This is a genomic window from Alteribacter keqinensis, from assembly GCF_003710255.1.
Lineage (GTDB): Bacteria > Bacillota > Bacilli > Bacillales > Salisediminibacteriaceae > Alteribacter > Alteribacter keqinensis.
Genome location: NZ_RHIB01000002.1, coordinates 127,476 through 143,600 on the forward strand (window position 1 = coordinate 127,476; position 16,125 = coordinate 143,600).

15 protein-coding genes are annotated in these 16,125 nt (G+C 46.3%); 1 reads left to right on the forward strand and 14 read right to left on the reverse strand.

Features of this window, described 5'->3' with window-relative positions:
* Positions 1–97 precede the first annotated feature (97 nt).
* The 8 genes from eno to rpoN all read right to left on the reverse strand — a co-directional run bounded on the left by eno (position 98) and on the right by rpoN (position 9,161).
* Positions 98–1,387 (reverse strand): phosphopyruvate hydratase, encoded by a 1,290-nt coding sequence (gene eno / locus EBO34_RS12260; protein ID WP_122898954.1) that lies wholly within the window; start codon positions 1,385–1,387, stop codon positions 98–100.
* Positions 1,388–1,518: 131 nt separating this feature from the next.
* Positions 1,519–3,057 (reverse strand): 2,3-bisphosphoglycerate-independent phosphoglycerate mutase, encoded by a 1,539-nt coding sequence (gpmI, locus tag EBO34_RS12265; protein WP_122898956.1) that lies wholly within the window; start codon positions 3,055–3,057, stop codon positions 1,519–1,521.
* Positions 3,054–3,812, reverse strand: a complete 759-nt coding sequence (tpiA, locus tag EBO34_RS12270; RefSeq protein ID WP_122898958.1) for a triose-phosphate isomerase — start codon at positions 3,810–3,812, stop codon at positions 3,054–3,056. The genes gpmI and tpiA overlap by 4 nt, the downstream gene beginning before the upstream one ends.
* Before the next feature lie 28 nt (positions 3,813–3,840).
* On the reverse strand, positions 3,841–5,025 hold the full coding sequence (locus tag EBO34_RS12275; protein ID WP_122898959.1) for a phosphoglycerate kinase: 1,185 nt from the start codon (positions 5,023–5,025) through the stop codon (positions 3,841–3,843).
* A 126-nt stretch (positions 5,026–5,151) separates the two neighbouring features.
* Positions 5,152–6,159 carry a type I glyceraldehyde-3-phosphate dehydrogenase gene (gap, locus tag EBO34_RS12280; RefSeq protein WP_122898961.1) on the reverse strand — a complete coding sequence of 336 codons (1,008 nt, stop codon included), beginning with the start codon at positions 6,157–6,159 and terminating at the stop codon, positions 5,152–5,154.
* A 113-nt stretch (positions 6,160–6,272) separates the two neighbouring features.
* The gene (locus EBO34_RS12285; RefSeq protein ID WP_122898963.1) at positions 6,273–7,304 is read right to left on the reverse strand and encodes a sugar-binding transcriptional regulator; all 1,032 of its coding nucleotides are present in this window, start codon (positions 7,302–7,304) and stop codon (positions 6,273–6,275) included.
* A 230-nt stretch (positions 7,305–7,534) separates the two neighbouring features.
* A complete protein-coding gene (locus EBO34_RS12290) occupies positions 7,535–7,783 on the reverse strand; it encodes a glutaredoxin family protein (protein ID WP_122898965.1) in 249 nt (82 codons plus the stop codon).
* A 22-nt stretch (positions 7,784–7,805) separates the two neighbouring features.
* The gene (gene rpoN / locus EBO34_RS12295) at positions 7,806–9,161 is read right to left on the reverse strand and encodes an RNA polymerase factor sigma-54 (protein WP_249414080.1); all 1,356 of its coding nucleotides are present in this window, start codon (positions 9,159–9,161) and stop codon (positions 7,806–7,808) included.
* Positions 9,162–9,620: 459 nt separating this feature from the next.
* Here rpoN and clpP point away from each other — a divergent pair, with 459 nt between their 5' ends.
* Entirely contained in the window at positions 9,621–10,220 is a 600-nt protein-coding gene (clpP, locus tag EBO34_RS12300; RefSeq protein WP_122900060.1) for an ATP-dependent Clp endopeptidase proteolytic subunit ClpP, read from the forward strand.
* A gap of 224 nt (positions 10,221–10,444) precedes the next feature.
* Here the strand turns inward: clpP and EBO34_RS12305 are convergent, their stop codons facing one another.
* The 6 genes from EBO34_RS12305 to trxB form a co-directional block, all read right to left on the reverse strand.
* Positions 10,445–10,702 (reverse strand): HPr family phosphocarrier protein, encoded by a 258-nt coding sequence (locus EBO34_RS12305; RefSeq protein ID WP_122898967.1) that lies wholly within the window; start codon positions 10,700–10,702, stop codon positions 10,445–10,447.
* 73 nt (positions 10,703–10,775) lie between these two features.
* Positions 10,776–11,717 carry a DNA-binding protein WhiA gene (whiA, locus tag EBO34_RS12310; protein ID WP_122898969.1) on the reverse strand — a complete coding sequence of 314 codons (942 nt, stop codon included), beginning with the start codon at positions 11,715–11,717 and terminating at the stop codon, positions 10,776–10,778.
* A gap of 98 nt (positions 11,718–11,815) precedes the next feature.
* A complete protein-coding gene (locus tag EBO34_RS12315) occupies positions 11,816–12,763 on the reverse strand; it encodes a gluconeogenesis factor YvcK family protein (protein ID WP_122898971.1) in 948 nt (315 codons plus the stop codon).
* Positions 12,760–13,656, reverse strand: a complete 897-nt coding sequence (rapZ, locus tag EBO34_RS12320; RefSeq protein WP_122900062.1) for an RNase adapter RapZ — start codon at positions 13,654–13,656, stop codon at positions 12,760–12,762. Before rapZ ends, EBO34_RS12315 begins: the two co-directional genes overlap by 4 nt.
* Positions 13,657–13,677: 21 nt before the next feature.
* A complete protein-coding gene (locus tag EBO34_RS12325; protein ID WP_122898973.1) occupies positions 13,678–14,142 on the reverse strand; it encodes an NUDIX hydrolase in 465 nt (154 codons plus the stop codon).
* Between the two features lie 859 nt (positions 14,143–15,001).
* The gene (gene trxB, locus EBO34_RS12330) at positions 15,002–15,970 is read right to left on the reverse strand and encodes a thioredoxin-disulfide reductase (protein ID WP_249414115.1); all 969 of its coding nucleotides are present in this window, start codon (positions 15,968–15,970) and stop codon (positions 15,002–15,004) included.
* Positions 15,971–16,125: the final 155 nt, after the last annotated feature.

A 16,125-nucleotide genomic window follows, 5' to 3' on the forward strand; every position in this document is an offset into this window, starting at 1 on the left:
CATAAGACCGGTGTGCACCAAATCCCCTTCCACCCACCCTCAACAAATGCCAAAAACCCCGCTGCACCATATGTGCAGCGGGGCTTTTGTATATTACTTACTTCTTGTTGCTTAGGTTGTAGAACGCGTCTTTTCCAGCGTAACGGCCGATGTACTCGAGCTCGTCTTCGATGCGAAGAAGCTGGTTGTATTTCGCTACGCGGTCAGAACGGGATGGCGCTCCTGTTTTAATCTGGCCAGCGTTTGTAGCTACTGCGATGTCAGCAATTGTGCTGTCTTCTGTTTCACCGGAACGGTGAGAGATTACCGCAGTGTAGCCTGCGCGCTTCGCCATTTCGATTGCGTCAAACGTTTCAGTAAGTGTACCGATTTGGTTTACTTTGATAAGGATAGAGTTACCGATTCCCTGTTCGATACCTTGAGAAAGTTTGTTTGTGTTTGTTACGAACAAGTCGTCACCAACAAGCTGTACTTTTTCGCCCAGAGCGTCAGTAAGCTTTTTGAAGCCGTCCCAGTCGTTTTCGTCCAGGCCGTCTTCGATTGAAACGATTGGGTACTTAGAGCAAAGGTCCTCGTAGTAAGCAACCATTTCTTCAGATGTTTTAACAACACCTTCACCTTTAAGGTTGTATTTACCGTCTTCGTAGATTTCAGAAGCGGCAACGTCCATGGCAAGAACGATGTCTTCGCCTGGCTTGTAGCCAGCTTTTTCGATCGCTTCGATGATGGTAGATAGCGCTTCTTCGTTGGAAGATAGGTTTGGAGCGAATCCGCCTTCGTCACCTACAGCTGTGTTGTAGCCTTTTTCGCTGAGTACTTTCTTAAGGTTATGGAAGATTTCAGCTCCCATGCGAAGTGCGTCAACGAACTTTTCAGCACCTACAGGCATGATCATAAATTCCTGGATGTCAACGTTGTTGTCCGCGTGCTCACCACCGTTGATGATGTTCATCATTGGTGTTGGTAGAGTTTTCGCGTTGAATCCGCCAAGGTACGTGTAAAGAGGTACACCTAGAGCGTCAGCAGCCGCACGTGCAACAGCCATGGATACTCCAAGGATGGCGTTTGCGCCAAGCTTGCTTTTGTTTTCTGTACCGTCAAGCTCGATCATAAGCTGGTCAATGCCAACCTGGTCAAGAGCGTCGAATCCTACCAGTTCCGGAGCAATTTGCTCGTTTACGTTCTCAACAGCCTGGCCTACGCCTTTACCCATCCAAGCGTCGCCGCCGTCACGAAGTTCAACAGCTTCGTATTCACCAGTGGAAGCACCACTTGGTACAAGTGCGCGGCCGAATCCGCCGCTTTCCAATGTTACTTCTACTTCTACAGTCGGGTTCCCGCGGGAATCCAATACCTGGCGTGCATATACATCAATAATTGCAGTCATGTTCAAAACACTCCTTTTAATTTTGAATAAAGTACGGTGTGAAACGCCGAAAAGGTCTGCGGATACAAAGGCCTTCGAACGTCTCCGTAGGGCTGTATTCGCTTCTCTTTTCCCGTTCACCTGCACCGTCTTTATTTTGTAATCAAACTTTTACCTGTCATTTCTTTTGGCTGCTCAACACCAAGCAGTTCAAGCATCGTTGGTGCCAGATCTCCGAGAATACCGTCCTGACGGATTTCACCTTTGTGACCTGTTACGATAACCGGTACCGGGTTAGTCGTGTGGGCCGTCATTGGCTTTCCTTCCATTGTCATGATTTCATCGGAGTTGCCGTGGTCAGCGGTAATAATGGCCTGTCCGCCTTTTTCGTGAATCTTCTCGACTACGCGGCCGAGGCACTCATCCACTGCTTCGATCGCTTTGACAGTCGGATCCATTTTACCGGAGTGACCGACCATGTCAGGGTTGGCGAAATTAAGAATGATCATATCGTGCTTGTCCTGATCGATCTCGTTAATAAGAGCATCCGTTACTTCATAAGCACTCATTTCCGGCTTAAGGTCGTAAGTGGCTACTTTAGGAGAATCGATCAATACCCGCTCTTCTCCCGGGAACTGCGCTTCGCGTCCACCGCTGAAAAAGAACGTAACGTGAGGGTACTTCTCGGTTTCAGCAATCCGAAGCTGGGTCAGGCCTGCTTCGGAAACCACTTCCCCGAGTGTGTTTGCAAGATTCTGAGGCTCGAATGCCACATACCCTTTAACCGTTTCACTGAAGTGTGTAAGACACACATAGTGTACGTCTTTCGGAAAGCGGTGGCCTTTATCAAATCCATCAAACTCGTCGTTTGTGAATACTTGTGACATCTGGATTGCACGGTCAGGTCGGAAGTTAAAGAAGATAACACCGTCCCCTTCCTGAATTGTTCCAACCGGTGTTTCACCGTCTTCTTGTGTCATTACAGAAGGAAGAACGAATTCGTCGTGGATGTCATTTTTATAAGAGTCTTCAAGAGCTTCAATAGGATCACGGTACTTAAGACCTTCGCCGTAAACCATGGCGCGGTAGGATTTTTCAACACGGTCCCATCGCTTGTCACGGTCCATGGCGTAGTAGCGTCCCTGAATGGATGCAATTTCACCAATACCGAGCTCTTTCATTCTCTCCTGCGTTTCGCGAATGTACTTCTCTGCTGATTGAGGACCTACGTCGCGGCCGTCAAGGAAGCCGTGAAGATACACTTTTTCCACACCGCTCTTTTGTGCCATTTCCAGGAGAGCAAACATGTGGTTGATGTGACTGTGGATCCCGCCATCGGAAAGAAGTCCGTAGATGTGAAGATTGGTTCCATTGTTCCTTACGTGATCCATAGCGTCTTTGAACGTCTGGTTTGCATAGAACTCACCTTCACGGATACTCAGGTTTACACGGGTCAGGCTTTGATACACCGGGCGGCCGGCACCGATGTTCAAGTGACCTACTTCTGAATTACCCATCTGGCCTTCTGGAAGACCTACTGCCTCTCCGCAGGCCTCAAGTGTTGCGTGCGGGTGCTCGTTCCAGTAGCGGTCAAAGTTCGGCTTGTTTGCCTTGGCAACCGCGTTACCTTTCGTTTCATCACGCAACGCAAAACCATCGAGGATGATTAATGCGGTTGGTTTTTTACTCATTTATTTCCTGCCTCCACTAACTGTAAGAAAGATTGAGGGTCTAAGCTTGCTCCACCGACGAGTGCTCCGTCAATATCGGACTTTCCAAGAAGCTCTTCAATGTTTGCCGGCTTCACACTTCCGCCGTACTGGATGCGGATCGCTTCAGACGCCGCTTCAGAGAAAGAAGACTTCACAACTTCACGGATGACTGCACAAGTCTCGTTTGCATCGTCCGCAGAAGCGGTTTTACCTGTACCGATCGCCCAGATTGGCTCATAGGCAATAACCGTTTTCTTTACCTGCTCTTCTGTAAGACCCTGAAGACCTTTTTGCACCTGGTCCGTTACTACCTGTGCTGTTTTGTCAGCTTCTTTTTCCTCAAGAGACTCTCCTACACAAACAATAGGTGTGAGGTCATGAGAGAATGCAGCGTGTACTTTTTGATTCACGATCTCATCTGTTTCGCCGAAAAGTTCACGACGCTCGGAGTGGCCGAGTACAACATATGTTACACCCAGATCGGAAAGTGCAACCGGGCTGGTTTCACCTGTGAAAGCACCACTCTCTTCAAAGTGCATGTTCTGAGCACCGATTTTAAGGTCACTGCCTTCCGCTTCTTTTACGAGGGCGTCCAAAAACAGCGATGGAGAGCATACTACTGCGTCTACCGTTTCCTTTGAAGGGATAAGCCCTTTGACTTCCTGTACAAAGTCCTGAGCTTCACGCTTCGTTTTGTTCATTTTCCAGTTTCCTGCAATGATAGGTTTACGCATTGCCAGACCTCCTCATAAATAGTAATGCTTACTTATCGTTTAAAGCAACGACACCAGGAAGTTCTTTGCCTTCCATAAACTCAAGTGACGCTCCGCCACCAGTTGAAATGTGATTCATGCGGTCAGCCATGCCGAATTTTTCAACAGCTGCTGCAGAGTCACCTCCACCGATAACCGTATACGTTCCTTCTGCATCTGCTAATGCATTACCAACGGCCTTTGTTCCGTTAGCAAAGGTTTCAAGTTCAAATACGCCCATTGGACCGTTCCAGATTGCCAACTTGGAAGAAGTGATGACTTCTTTAAATGTTTCACGGGTTTTCGGACCAATGTCCAAGCCTTCCCAGTCAGAAGGGATGCTGTCGATATCAACCTCTTGCGTATTTGCGTCTTCACCGAAGTCGTCAGCTACAACAACATCTTCAGGCATGTAAAGGTTCACACCGTTTTTCTCTGCCTTTTCCATGAACTTCTTTGCAAGATCAACCTTGTCTTCTTCAAGAAGAGACTTACCGATTTCAAAACCGCGGGCTTTTATGAACGTGTAGGCAAGTCCGCCGCCGATAATCAGGTTGTCTACTTTATCAAGCAAGTTATCAATTACACCGATTTTATCTTTTACTTTTGCACCGCCGATGATGGCTGTGAACGGACGTTCAGGCTCAGAAAGAGCTTTACCGAGAACATCAAGTTCTTTCTCCATCAAAAGACCTGCGAGTGCCGGCAGATGATGGGCGATGCCTTCAGTAGAAGCGTGTGCGCGGTGAGCAGCACCGAATGCATCGTTTACGTAAACGTCAGCAAGCTCAGCGAATGCTGCGGCGAGATCTGCATCGTTCTTCTCTTCGCCAGCTTCGAAACGGACATTTTCAAGAAGGACGATATCTCCTTCACCAAGCTGGTCGATGGCTTTTTTCGGCTCAGCGCCATATACCTCATCGGTTTTTAGGACCTCTTTTCCTAAAAGGTCACTCAAGCGCTTAGCCACAGGATCGAGACGAAGGTCTTCAACGACTTCTCCTTTAGGACGGCCTAAGTGACTCGCCAGAATAACTTTTGCCCCTTGCTCTGTAAGGTACTTGATCGTTGGCAGGGCAGCACGGATACGAGTTTCATCGGTTACTTCCCCATCTTTCATCGGGACGTTAAAGTCAACACGGCAGAATACTCGTTTTCCTTTTAAGTCGAGGTCACGAATCGTTTTTTTGTTCATGAAATTGGCCTCCTCGTGTTTTCATTCAATTTGATTTCCCGGGCATTCCGAGCTATATGAGTTAAGTAAAAGGGAAAGAGGAGCGGAAACCGCTGCCTCTTTCAGTTGTGGATCATTATGAGAGGTTTACAGTCCTTTTTTAGCGATATAGCCAACAAGGTCTACAAGGCGGTTTGAGTAGCCCCACTCGTTGTCATACCAGGAGATGACTTTAACCATGTTGCCTTCCATAACCATTGTAGAAAGAGCGTCTACAGTTGAAGACTCAGGGTTTCCGTTGTAGTCACCGGATACAAGCGGCTCTTCGCTGTAACCGAGAACACCTTTAAGGTCTCCTTCAGCTGCTTCTTTAAATGCTGCGTTTACTTCTTCAGCTGTTACTTCTTTGTCAAGTTCAGCCACAAGGTCAACAAGAGATACGTTAGGAGTTGGTACACGCATAGCGCCACCGTTCAGCTTCCCTTTAAGCTCAGGAAGTACAAGTGCTACAGCTTTTGCAGCTCCGGTTGTTGTCGGGATGATGTTTTCAGCTGCAGCACGGGCACGACGGTAGTCCTTGTGTGGAAGGTCAAGGATCTGCTGGTCGTTCGTGTAAGAGTGAACAGTTGTCATCATACCGCGACGGATACCGAACTTGTCGTTAAGTACTTTTGCAAATGGAGCAAGACAGTTCGTTGTACAAGATGCGTTAGAGATAACGTGGTGGTTGTCAGCATCGTAGCTCTCTTCGTTAACACCCATAACAACTGTAAGGTCTTCGTCAGATGCCGGAGCAGAGATTAATACTTTTTTCGCACCTGCTTCGATGTGTTTCGCAGCGTCAGCACGCTTCGTGAAACGTCCTGTTGATTCGATAACCACTTCTACTCCAAGGTCTCCCCAACCAAGTTTCGCAGGGTCACGCTCAGCAAGTACTTTGATTTCTTTACCATCTACTACAAGGTTCTCTCCTTGTACTTCAACAGTAGCGTCAAGCTTACCGTGGACAGAGTCATACTGCAGAAGGTGAGCAAGCATGTCAGCATCAGTAAGATCGTTTACTGCTACTACCTCAACATCGTTGTTGTTTAGTGCTGCTCGGAATACGTTACGTCCGATACGTCCAAAACCATTAATACCAATTTTTGTAGCCATAATAATAGCTCCTCCTTATTTGGGTAAAGAAAGTTTTATATTTCAAAGGGTAATCCCCTTGATACACAATGTGATTGTCCACATTACCGCTCTATTAACGGCATGGGACATGATTAAACCTCAATTTCACTCAGTATTGCTTTTGCAGCGCCCTCATCTGTGACAAGGACTTCGCTCGGCCCTTGCTTCATATATGCCTGAATCGCGTGCCCTTTCGATGACCCTCCTGCTACGGCAACCACATAAGGAATCGTGGCGAGGTCCTCCAGCTGTAATCCGATCGTCAGTACTTTATGGATAATATCCCCACTCTGATCGAAATAATAACCAAAGGCTTCAGCAACTGCATTTTTATCCCTGAGTTTATCGACGAGTTCCTGCGAAGACTGTCTGCGGGTCGCCATTGTCCTTGCTTCCCCGATACCGTGAACAACCATGGCGGCTGAACGGATCAGGCCGAGTATTTCTCTGACGGACGGCTCTTCAACGAGAGAACTGTACGACTCTTTACTGAGCTGATCAGGTACATGAAGCAGCCGGTACTTTCCTGATGCTTTTCTGGCCATTTCAGCACAGATCGTATTCGCCTGGTTCTCTACCTGTTCCCCAAGGCCTCCCCTTGCCGGAACAAACAGCGCTTTTTCCAGTTCTGTGTTCGGAGCCATCATTTCAGCAACAGCTGAGATGGATGTTCCTCCTGTTACAGCAATGATGTTCTCTTCTGTTGAAAACTTCTTTTTCATCAACGAGACACACGCTCTTCCCATCTCTTTTTTTACCCACGGATATTCATCACTGTCACCAGGGACAACAACCACATCCTGAAGGTTAAAATGAGATTTGAGCTTTTTCTCCATCATGCTGATGTTGAAGGTTTCTTTCATGACTTCTTCCAGCTGAACAAGTAAATTGTACCCTTCTTCTGTGAGCGTCATTCCTGAGGAAGCGACATTGACCAGACCCTGGTCTTTTAAGAACATCACTTCACTTCTTAACACCCGCTCGGACATTTCAAGGCTGGAAGCGAGGCTTCTTCTTCCGATCGGCTGCATTAACCGGACAAAACGAAGAATCCGATACCGCATACCCATCGTATCTACAAGATCAGGCAGCAGTTTTTTCTGGATATCCAACAATCGATTCATCTTTGAAACTCCTTTTTAAGTAGGCCGTTTTTATGTAACAGGGATTGGGTAAGGATAAGTAATCGTCCAGGTTGCTTATTCGGGACACCATTTGTCCCCCATAGACATATTATGTCCCAACCACTGTAAAAAAAAGACCCGCCCTGCCAATCGGATTGTCCGTACTTTGGATAACACACTTTGTGTACATCCAAAGCCATTGTAGCAAGTAAAGGTCTGTGATTCAAGAATTAAGTTGTAAACAAATCATTTAGTTTTTGTTTCAATGTAAAATAAGAGATATTTCCTTCTTCCAAAACCTTTCCCTTATCATCTTCAATGACAGGAATGCGGATCTGGTATTTTTCAAGGAGAGCGTCGTCCTCGTAAATATCCATTTCTTTAACGGTGAACGGATAATCTTCACGAAGCATCTCCAAAACTGCCAGGCCGCCTTCACATAACGGGCAGTCTTTTTTTGTGTAAAAAGTCAATTTCAAACTGAGGGACCTCCTGTTTATGTCAGGCGTAACGTTTCCGCTGGGACGAAGAAGGAATGTGCATCTCATCCCGGTACTTGGCAACCGTACGTCTTGAGACATGGATATCATGTTCAGACTTCAATAACTCGGCCAGCTTCTGATCGGAGAGAGGTTTGGCTTTCGGCTCTTCATCAACGAGGCGCTTCAGGTAAATTTTCACCTTTTCGGAGGAAGTCCCGTCACTGCCGCCCGCTCCTCCGCCAACCATGGAGTTAAAGAAATATTTCAGTTCAAACACACCCCGGGGTGTCTGGACATATTTTCTTGTTGTCGCCCGGGAGACCGTGGATTCATGAACATCAACAATCTGAGCGATCTGCTTTAATGTAAGAGGCTGAAGGTAGCCGGGACCGTGATCAAGGAAAGCCTCCTGGTGCTTTATAATGGCCTCTGTTACATTTTTGAGCGTTTGCTGACGCTGGGCAATGCTTTTTATTATCCATTGAAGCTGCTCGTGCTTTTGCTTTAAATAGCCGGTTAATTCTTCATTATTTTCCTTCAGCATTTTTTCATACTGACGATTCAGCGACACCTTTGGCAGGTACTGGTCATTTAACATCACTTTATAACGGCCTTCGATTTTTTTCACCGTTATGTCGGGTGTCACATACTTGGCCGGCTCATCCTGAAACACAGCCCCCGGTCTTGGGTTCAGTGTCTGAATAAGATCAGCAATCGTCTGTATGTCCTGAACATCGACACCTGCTTTTTTAGCAATCTTCTTGTACTGCTTTTTTCCAAGGAGATCAAGATCCTCTTCTACCACCCGTTCTGCCAGGAGGTCACGGTTTTCAAGCTGTCTCAGCTGAAGAAGGAGACAGTCCTTTAATGAGCGGGCGCCGACACCCGCCGGCTCCAGGCTTTGAAGAATATGAAGAGCAGACTCCGTATTTTCCAACGGTTCATCCAATTCTTCTGCCAGTTTTTCTATTGTATAGGGCAGATAGCCGTTTTCGTCCACACAAAGAGCGAGGTAAACGACGATCCTTCTCTGTGCATCAGGAAGTTTGAGGAGCCTGAGCTGGCTCAGCAAAAAATCCTGGAGCCCTTCTGTCTGGTCACTAACATGGTCAAGGGGGGAGTAGTCGTCATCGTGATCGTGACGGCTCCCTCTGTCATAGTATGGGGTCTGAAGATTCATACTGTCACGGACCAGCTCTTCATGAGCCCTGCTTTCCTTTAATTCAATCAGCGGGTTCTCAAGCTGCTGTTCGTGGAGATAGTTGTTCAAATCCAGAGCCGAATATTGAAGTATCGTAATTGCCTGTCTCAGTTCGTTCGTCATGACAAGCTTCATTGTCTGTTGCTGATACAATCCTAAATCCATATTCATCATGAGGTATAACCTCCCTCACCCAAGTATACATGATTAGACACAATCTTTAAAATAGTGGCTCTGTTAAAGTCAGGTGTTGATTTCCGTTCATTGCATGCGAAGCGCCGTTTGGCCTCCTCGAAGATGAAGTACACCTGCTTCTTCCTCTGCCAGAATAGTAAAGCAGAATGCAGAAGTTTCACCAAATGGAAAAGTCCTATCTATCACACTGCTATTTTACCACACATTGTATGCGCTTTCCTGATGCAATATTTGTAATTGAATTCGTTAAATAGCTCAACTGAAGTTTGAATTCCCCGAGATTAGGCTATCATGAAAAGTGTCGATTTTTTTATTAAATACATAAGGGTGAAACATTTGACCTTCACTGACCATTACGGTTATGATAAGAGTACCTTCATGATGAAGCAGATGCTTTCACAACATCATACGTATACAATTTTAAAGGAGGATTTCGAAATGAATTTAATTCCTACAGTTATTGAGCAGACAAACCGGGGAGAACGTGCTTATGACATCTATTCCCGTTTGTTAAAAGATCGTATTATTATGCTGGGGTCAGGTATTGATGACAACGTGGCAAACTCCATTGTAGCACAGCTGTTGTTCCTGGCAGCCGAAGACCCTGAGAAAGACATCTCCCTGTACATTAACAGCCCGGGCGGCTCCATCACTTCCGGTATGGCCATCTACGATACGATGCAGTTTATTGCCCCAAAAGTACAGACAATCTGTATCGGTATGGCAGCAAGCATGGGGGCATTCCTTCTTGCAGCAGGGGAGCCGGGCAAGCGATTTGCCCTTCCAAACAGTGAAGTTATGATTCACCAGCCGCTTGGAGGAACACAAGGCCAGGCATCTGATATTGAGATTCACGCAAAACGCATTATTGAAATGCGCGAAAAACTGAATCAGATTCTTGCTGAGCGTACAGGCCAGCCTATGGAAATCATTCAGCGTGATACTGACCGAGACAACTTCATGACAGCGGATGCTGCCAAGAAGTACGGTCTTATCGATGATGTAATGGCAAAGAAAACAGATCTGTCCAACGCATAAGAAGCGTGTGAATCACGAATGAGCCCCGGATGTGTGAAACATCCGGGGCTCATTTTTTAATGTGTAAATTAGATTTCTTTCTTTAAAAAGTTTGAGTTGGTGCAGGAATGCCTTCGTTTTGCAAGCCTCCAATTTTCAAAAAACAGGCTCTTCGCTAAAAAAAAGATGACCCAAGTCTACCCGGAGTCATCTTTCTTAAAAATATAAAAAGTTGAACAGAGCGTCTATTCTTCCCGCTCGACAAATTGACGTAATGCTTCCAGAGCTTCTGCTTCGTCACTGCCTTCAATCGTCAGCGCAACCGTTTTTCCTGAACCAATAGCCAGGCTCATAATCCCCATAATACTTTTGGCATTCACTTTTTTCCCGTCACGTTCGATAAAAATATCTGACGAGAAGCGGTTTGCCTCTTGTACAAACAAGGCAGCCGGTCTTGCCTGTAATCCTGTTTTTCGTCTTACAGTTAATGTTTCCTCGATCATTTCCGATTCCTCCTTTAGTCCTTATATACAAGCGCTTTCAAAAAGAGCCTGTAGAAAAGGCAGTCAAAAATGACTAAACCTTTTCTCCTGCCCTTAGTTTTGTCGCATACTCATCAATTTTTCTTAAACGATGGTTGACTCCGGACTTACTTACTTTCCCGCTTTCAACCATTTCACCGAGCTCTTTCAGCGTCACATCCTGATGATTGATCCGGAGCTCTGCAATTTCACGAAGCTTGTCCGGTAAAATATCAAGACCTACTTCTTCCTTTATGAAACGGATGTTCTCTACCTGCCTCATAGCGGCACCTACCGTTTTATTCAGGTTGGCGGTTTCGCAATTCACAAGGCGGTTTACAGAGTTCCTCATGTCCTTCATAATACGGACATCTTCAAATCGAAGCAGTGACTGATGAGCACCGATGACATTTAAAAAATCGCTGATACGTTCTCCTTCTTTCAAATAGAGGATAAATCCTTTTTTTCTCTCCAGCATTTTTGCATTCAGGTGAAAATGATTCATCAGCCTGCGTAAAGAATCGTTATGTTCCTCGTAAAGAGAGAAAATCTCCAAGTGATAAGAAGACGTTTCAGGATGGTTAACGGACCCTCCGGCCAGAAATGCCCCGCGTAGATATGCCCGTTTACAGCAATCTTTTTCAATCAGATCAGGAGAGATTTCTCTCGTAAAAGAGAAAGCCCCTTCCATTATTTTAAGCTCCTCAAGAAGCTTACGCGCTTCATTGGAGATTCTTACAATGTAGACGTTGTTCTTTTTCAGCCGCATCTTCTTACGCACGAGAAGCTCAACGTGCAATGGATAACACGTTTTAATCAATGAATAAATCCGTCTTGCTATGGCTGCATTCTCGGTCTGGATATCGAGAATCATTTGTTTGTTTCCGAATGACAAAGAACCATTCATGCGGATAAGGGCCGCCAGCTCTGCTTTGCTGCAGCACGGGTCGACCTCCAGCTGAGTGAGTTCTTTTTTTGTCATGGAAGCAAAGGACATAGGTCCCACCCCCTGACGTAAAAAATTTACAAGTCCGGCCAGTAGGATGACCGGTCACATCGTTTTATCTTTATTTACTATTATAGCTTTATCTTCCCCTAAAGCATACTCACAAGACGCTGGGAAACTTTCAGGGCATCGTGTCGCAGAAGGTAATTATCAAAGTATAACAGTTCATCCCCTATAATTTCTACTTCCAGTTTATTCAGATGATCGCTGTCCACCTTTACTTCCATCGCCCCTTCAGTTGCATAACGCTGGGCGTAGGACAAAGGAATCGGCTGGGTATTTACGAGCACCTTATCGAGAAGGTCTTTTCCTACATGGTCTACAAGGGCCTGCACATGGTCACCTGCACTGAAGTCATCCGTCTCCCCGGGCTGGGTCATTACGTTGCAGACGTAGACCTTTTCAGCCGAGGCTTTCTTAACCGCATCTGCAATTCCCGGAACAAGAAGATTGGGCAGGATACTCGTATACAGACTTCCCGGACCAATCACAATCAGATCGGCTTTGTTAATCGCGTACACAGATTCCTTGAGGGCCGTTACGTTTTCCGGTTCAAGGAAAACCCGTTTGATTTTTTTACCCGCATGAGGGATCTTGGATTCCCCTTCTACGTGGGTCCCATCTTCCATTTCTGCATGGAGGACGATGCTCTGGTTCGCTGCAGGCAGTACCTTCCCTTTTACATTCAACACCCGGCTCAGCACTTCCACACCCCTGGCAAAGTCCCCGCCTGTAATGGACGTCATCCCCGCGAGGAGGAGGTTGCCAAGAGAGTGGCCGGTGAGGCCGTTCCCATTTTCAAAACGGTGCTGAAACAGCTCTTCTACAAGAGGCTCCACTTCAGAAAGGGCAATGAGTACGTTCCTCACATCACCCGGCGGCGGAATATTGAGCTCTTTCCTGAGACGCCCGGAGCTGCCCCCGTCATCGGCTACGGTGACAATGGCCGTAATATCCACCGGAAAAGTCTTTAATCCCCTGAGTAAAACCGACAGTCCTGTTCCTCCCCCTAAAATGACGACATTTGCTTTTTTCAACCTTCTCGTCGTCCTTTCTCTACGTCACGGTGAGAAACATACGTCATGTAACCAAGATCGAGAATTTTCTGCTTAAAGTATTCAGCAAGGGTGACAGATCGGTGTTTGCCTCCTGTACAGCCGATAGCAACGATTAGCTGGCTTTTCCCTTCCCGTTTGTAATGAGGAAGCATATAGCTCAGAAGATCATGAAGCTTTTCGTTAAACTGCTGGGTCTCTGACCACTTAAGCACATAGTCGGACACTTCTTTATCCAGCCCCGTCTTCGGACGCATATGGTCAATGTAGTGGGGGTTTGGAAGAAACCTCACGTCAAACACAAGGTCTGCATCAATCGGAATGCCGTGTTTGAAGCCAAACGACATGATTTGCACGGAAAATACATTTTTCTCTGGTGAGGAGAAGCGTTCGATAATTTTTTCTCTCAGGGCAAGGGGCTTCAGATCGCTCGTATCAATAATCAACTGGGCCTGCCCTTTTAATTCATCAAGCATCTGACGTTCCAGTTTAATCCCTTCAAGGGGCGGTCCGTCTCCCGCAAGAGGATGCGAACGTCTCGTTTCCTTATAGCGGCGGACAAGCGCATCGTCCTTCGCCTCCAGGAACAAAATCTGGGGCGTCACTTTGGCCTCTGAACTGAGATAGTCAATGGTTGCGAAAAGTTCATCAAAAAAATCCCTGCCGCGAAGATCGATGACAAACGCGACCTTCTTCATTTTTTCACCGGAGTTTTCAATTAAGTCAACGAACTTCGGAATCAGCGCGGGAGGCAGGTTATCCACACAAAAATAACCGAGATCCTCAAAGCTCTGGACCGCGACAGTCTTTCCGGCTCCTGACATCCCTGTAACAATGACAATTTCCATCTCTGTTGCTTTTGTTCTGTTTTCCATCACTGTCACCTCTCCCCTCTTTTATTCAGCATCCAGGCTGTATGAAAGCAGTTTATAATCTATGGAGTAAACAAACGTGCCGTAAATGAGACCGTCCCGGCTCAGGATATGTTTAAAGAAGTGGTGGTCCCCGGCTGCCATAGGAAGATTTATAATATTTTCCGCAGGCTGCCACTCCAGGTGGCCTTCGGGAGATTCACTGAGAAGTTCACCACTGAAATTTTCAGCGTAAAACGTAAACAGCATCCACTCGTTAACGGTTTTCCCCTCTTCTTCCACAACGACCGTGAACACGCCTCTTAGTGTGGGTTCATGGAGGTCAATGCCTGTTTCCTCTTTAAATTCACGTACGGCACTTTCTTTTACGGATTCCCGTGGCTCCATCTTTCCGCCCGGTGCCACCCACCATCCGCGGCTGGGCTTTTGCAGCATTAACACCTGATCGCTTTTTTTATCATGTAAAATACAGTTGCTTACTCGTCTCATACGGTTCACCTCTGCTATGTCTGCTACATTTATATTCATAAAAAAAGATATTGACCTGTTTTGGAATGCTACTGTCCCTGCTCTGTATGTACTGCGGAACAGCTGGATTATCGGGACAGGATTGATTGATCACATTTTCACAATTAAGGATAGTGTGACAATCCGCTTCTCTTGATTAAATTATACTATATATTGCACACCGTAACCAATAGAACAGGAAAAAAGGATTGTTTATACAGGGGGGAATGGCGGTTGGTGAATGTAACAGGACTCGCTGATATGAAGGCAAAAAAAGGGGCACAGACTTCGATCGCCTGTGCCAAAATATATAAAAGGGGGTCAATTACTTATTCTTATATTACCCCCATTGTGTGACAGATCTGTTACAGGTTCGTTAAGACGGAATTACGATTTCTAAAACCTGGTGAACTCCCTTCAATAACAAGGAAAAGTCCCATGCCCAAACGAGACTTCCGCCTATGAAACAGGTTCGCCTCCCGAAGTAGTACAGCCCAAAGTCGAAAAAGTTCGGGGGTCAAAAGTTCGGGGGTCTGTCCCCGCACAATTGCTGGTGTTCTCTTGACATTTCTTGGACAGGTACCGGGGTTTTAGCCATGGCCAGGCTGTGGCTAATGAGGCGGCTGCCCGGTGTCGAAATACAGGGTATTCTCTTTAAATCGTCCAAAAGTCTGCATAAAACGTCCCGAACTCTGCATAAACACCAGAAAGTTCTCCAAAAAACAGCCTCAACTCTCCATAAATCCACAAAAGTTCTCCATAAATGTCCTCCCAGTCTTTTCAACGTCCCTTCTAAACCAAAAAAAACGGCTCATCACCCGATGAGCCGCCGCTTACACATTTAATTCTTCGCTTTTTCACTTTCAAGCTCTTCAATCAGACTTTCCACATAGTGCTGAACTGCCTGGGCTGCGATACTTCCGTCTCCTGTTGCTGTCACAATCTGACGGAGAGTTTTCTCACGAACGTCCCCGGCCGCATAAATCCCTGGAATTTTCGTTTCCATCTCATCATTTGTTTCCACATAGCCGTCTTCGTTCGTAATACCAAGATCCTTAAACGGCTCGTTGATTGGAAGCATACCGATATAGATGAATACACCATCCGTTTTAAACTCACGCTCAGAACCATCTTTCGTGCTGACGAGTGTAACACTCCCCACTTTACCATCTTTGTCGTTGATCTCTTTTACGACAGTGTCCCAGATAAAGTCAATTTTATCGTTGGCGAACGCACGGTCCTGGAGGATTTTCTGGGCACGGAGCTTATCACGTCGGTGAACAACCGTCACTTTACTGGCGAAACGGGTAAGATACACCGCTTCTTCCACTGCCGAGTCACCGCCGCCGACAACCACAAGCTCTTTATTTTTAAAGAAAGCACCGTCACAAACCGCGCAGTAGGATACACCGCGGCCGCTCAGCTCTTTTTCACCGTCAACGCCAAGAGCTTTATATTTCGCTCCTGTTGCAATAATAATCGCACGTGTTTTAATTTCACCGTTCCCTAACACGATGCGCTTGTATTCTTTACCGTCGATAATTTCTTTAACATCACCGTATTTATACTCAGCACCGAATTTTTTAGAGTGCTCAAACATTTTATTAGACAAGTCCGGACCAAGGATGCTGTCATATCCCGGGTAGTTTTCAACGTCTTCTGTATTGGCCATCTGTCCGCCCGGCATGCCGCGCTCGATCATAACCGTGGATAAGTTCGCACGGGACGTATATACAGCAGCTGTCATCCCAGCCGGTCCTGCTCCGATTATTACAACATCATAAATTTTTTCTTCAGTCACTTTGTCCACTCCCCTAATACGATAGGTTGATTTGTTCACATCTATATCCTATGAAAAAATAATCACGAAGTCCATTGTTCTGCTCACACGTTAGTGTTTGCCGATGATGAGGCATTATACCGCCTTCCACCCATCGAAAAAGAGGTTGACCCAAAAGGTTGTTT

Coding starts and splice junctions, on each gene's coding strand:
- EBO34_RS12305 (WP_122898967.1), bottom strand. CDS start 10,702: ATGATCGAGGAAACATTAACTGTAAGACGAAAAACAGGATTACAGGCA.
- tpiA (WP_122898958.1), bottom strand. CDS start 3,812: ATGCGTAAACCTATCATTGCAGGAAACTGGAAAATGAACAAAACGAAG.
- EBO34_RS12275 (WP_122898959.1), bottom strand. CDS start 5,025: ATGAACAAAAAAACGATTCGTGACCTCGACTTAAAAGGAAAACGAGTA.
- gap (WP_122898961.1), bottom strand. CDS start 6,159: ATGGCTACAAAAATTGGTATTAATGGTTTTGGACGTATCGGACGTAAC.
- clpP (WP_122900060.1), top strand. CDS start 9,621: ATGAATTTAATTCCTACAGTTATTGAGCAGACAAACCGGGGAGAACGT.
- EBO34_RS12285 (WP_122898963.1), bottom strand. CDS start 7,304: ATGAATCGATTGTTGGATATCCAGAAAAAACTGCTGCCTGATCTTGTA.
- whiA (WP_122898969.1), bottom strand. CDS start 11,717: ATGTCCTTTGCTTCCATGACAAAAAAAGAACTCACTCAGCTGGAGGTC.
- eno (WP_122898954.1), bottom strand. CDS start 1,387: ATGACTGCAATTATTGATGTATATGCACGCCAGGTATTGGATTCCCGC.
- EBO34_RS12325 (WP_122898973.1), bottom strand. CDS start 14,142: ATGAGACGAGTAAGCAACTGTATTTTACATGATAAAAAAAGCGATCAG.
- rapZ (WP_122900062.1), bottom strand. CDS start 13,656: ATGGAAAACAGAACAAAAGCAACAGAGATGGAAATTGTCATTGTTACA.
- rpoN (WP_249414080.1), bottom strand. CDS start 9,161: ATGATGAATATGGATTTAGGATTGTATCAGCAACAGACAATGAAGCTT.
- gpmI (WP_122898956.1), bottom strand. CDS start 3,057: ATGAGTAAAAAACCAACCGCATTAATCATCCTCGATGGTTTTGCGTTG.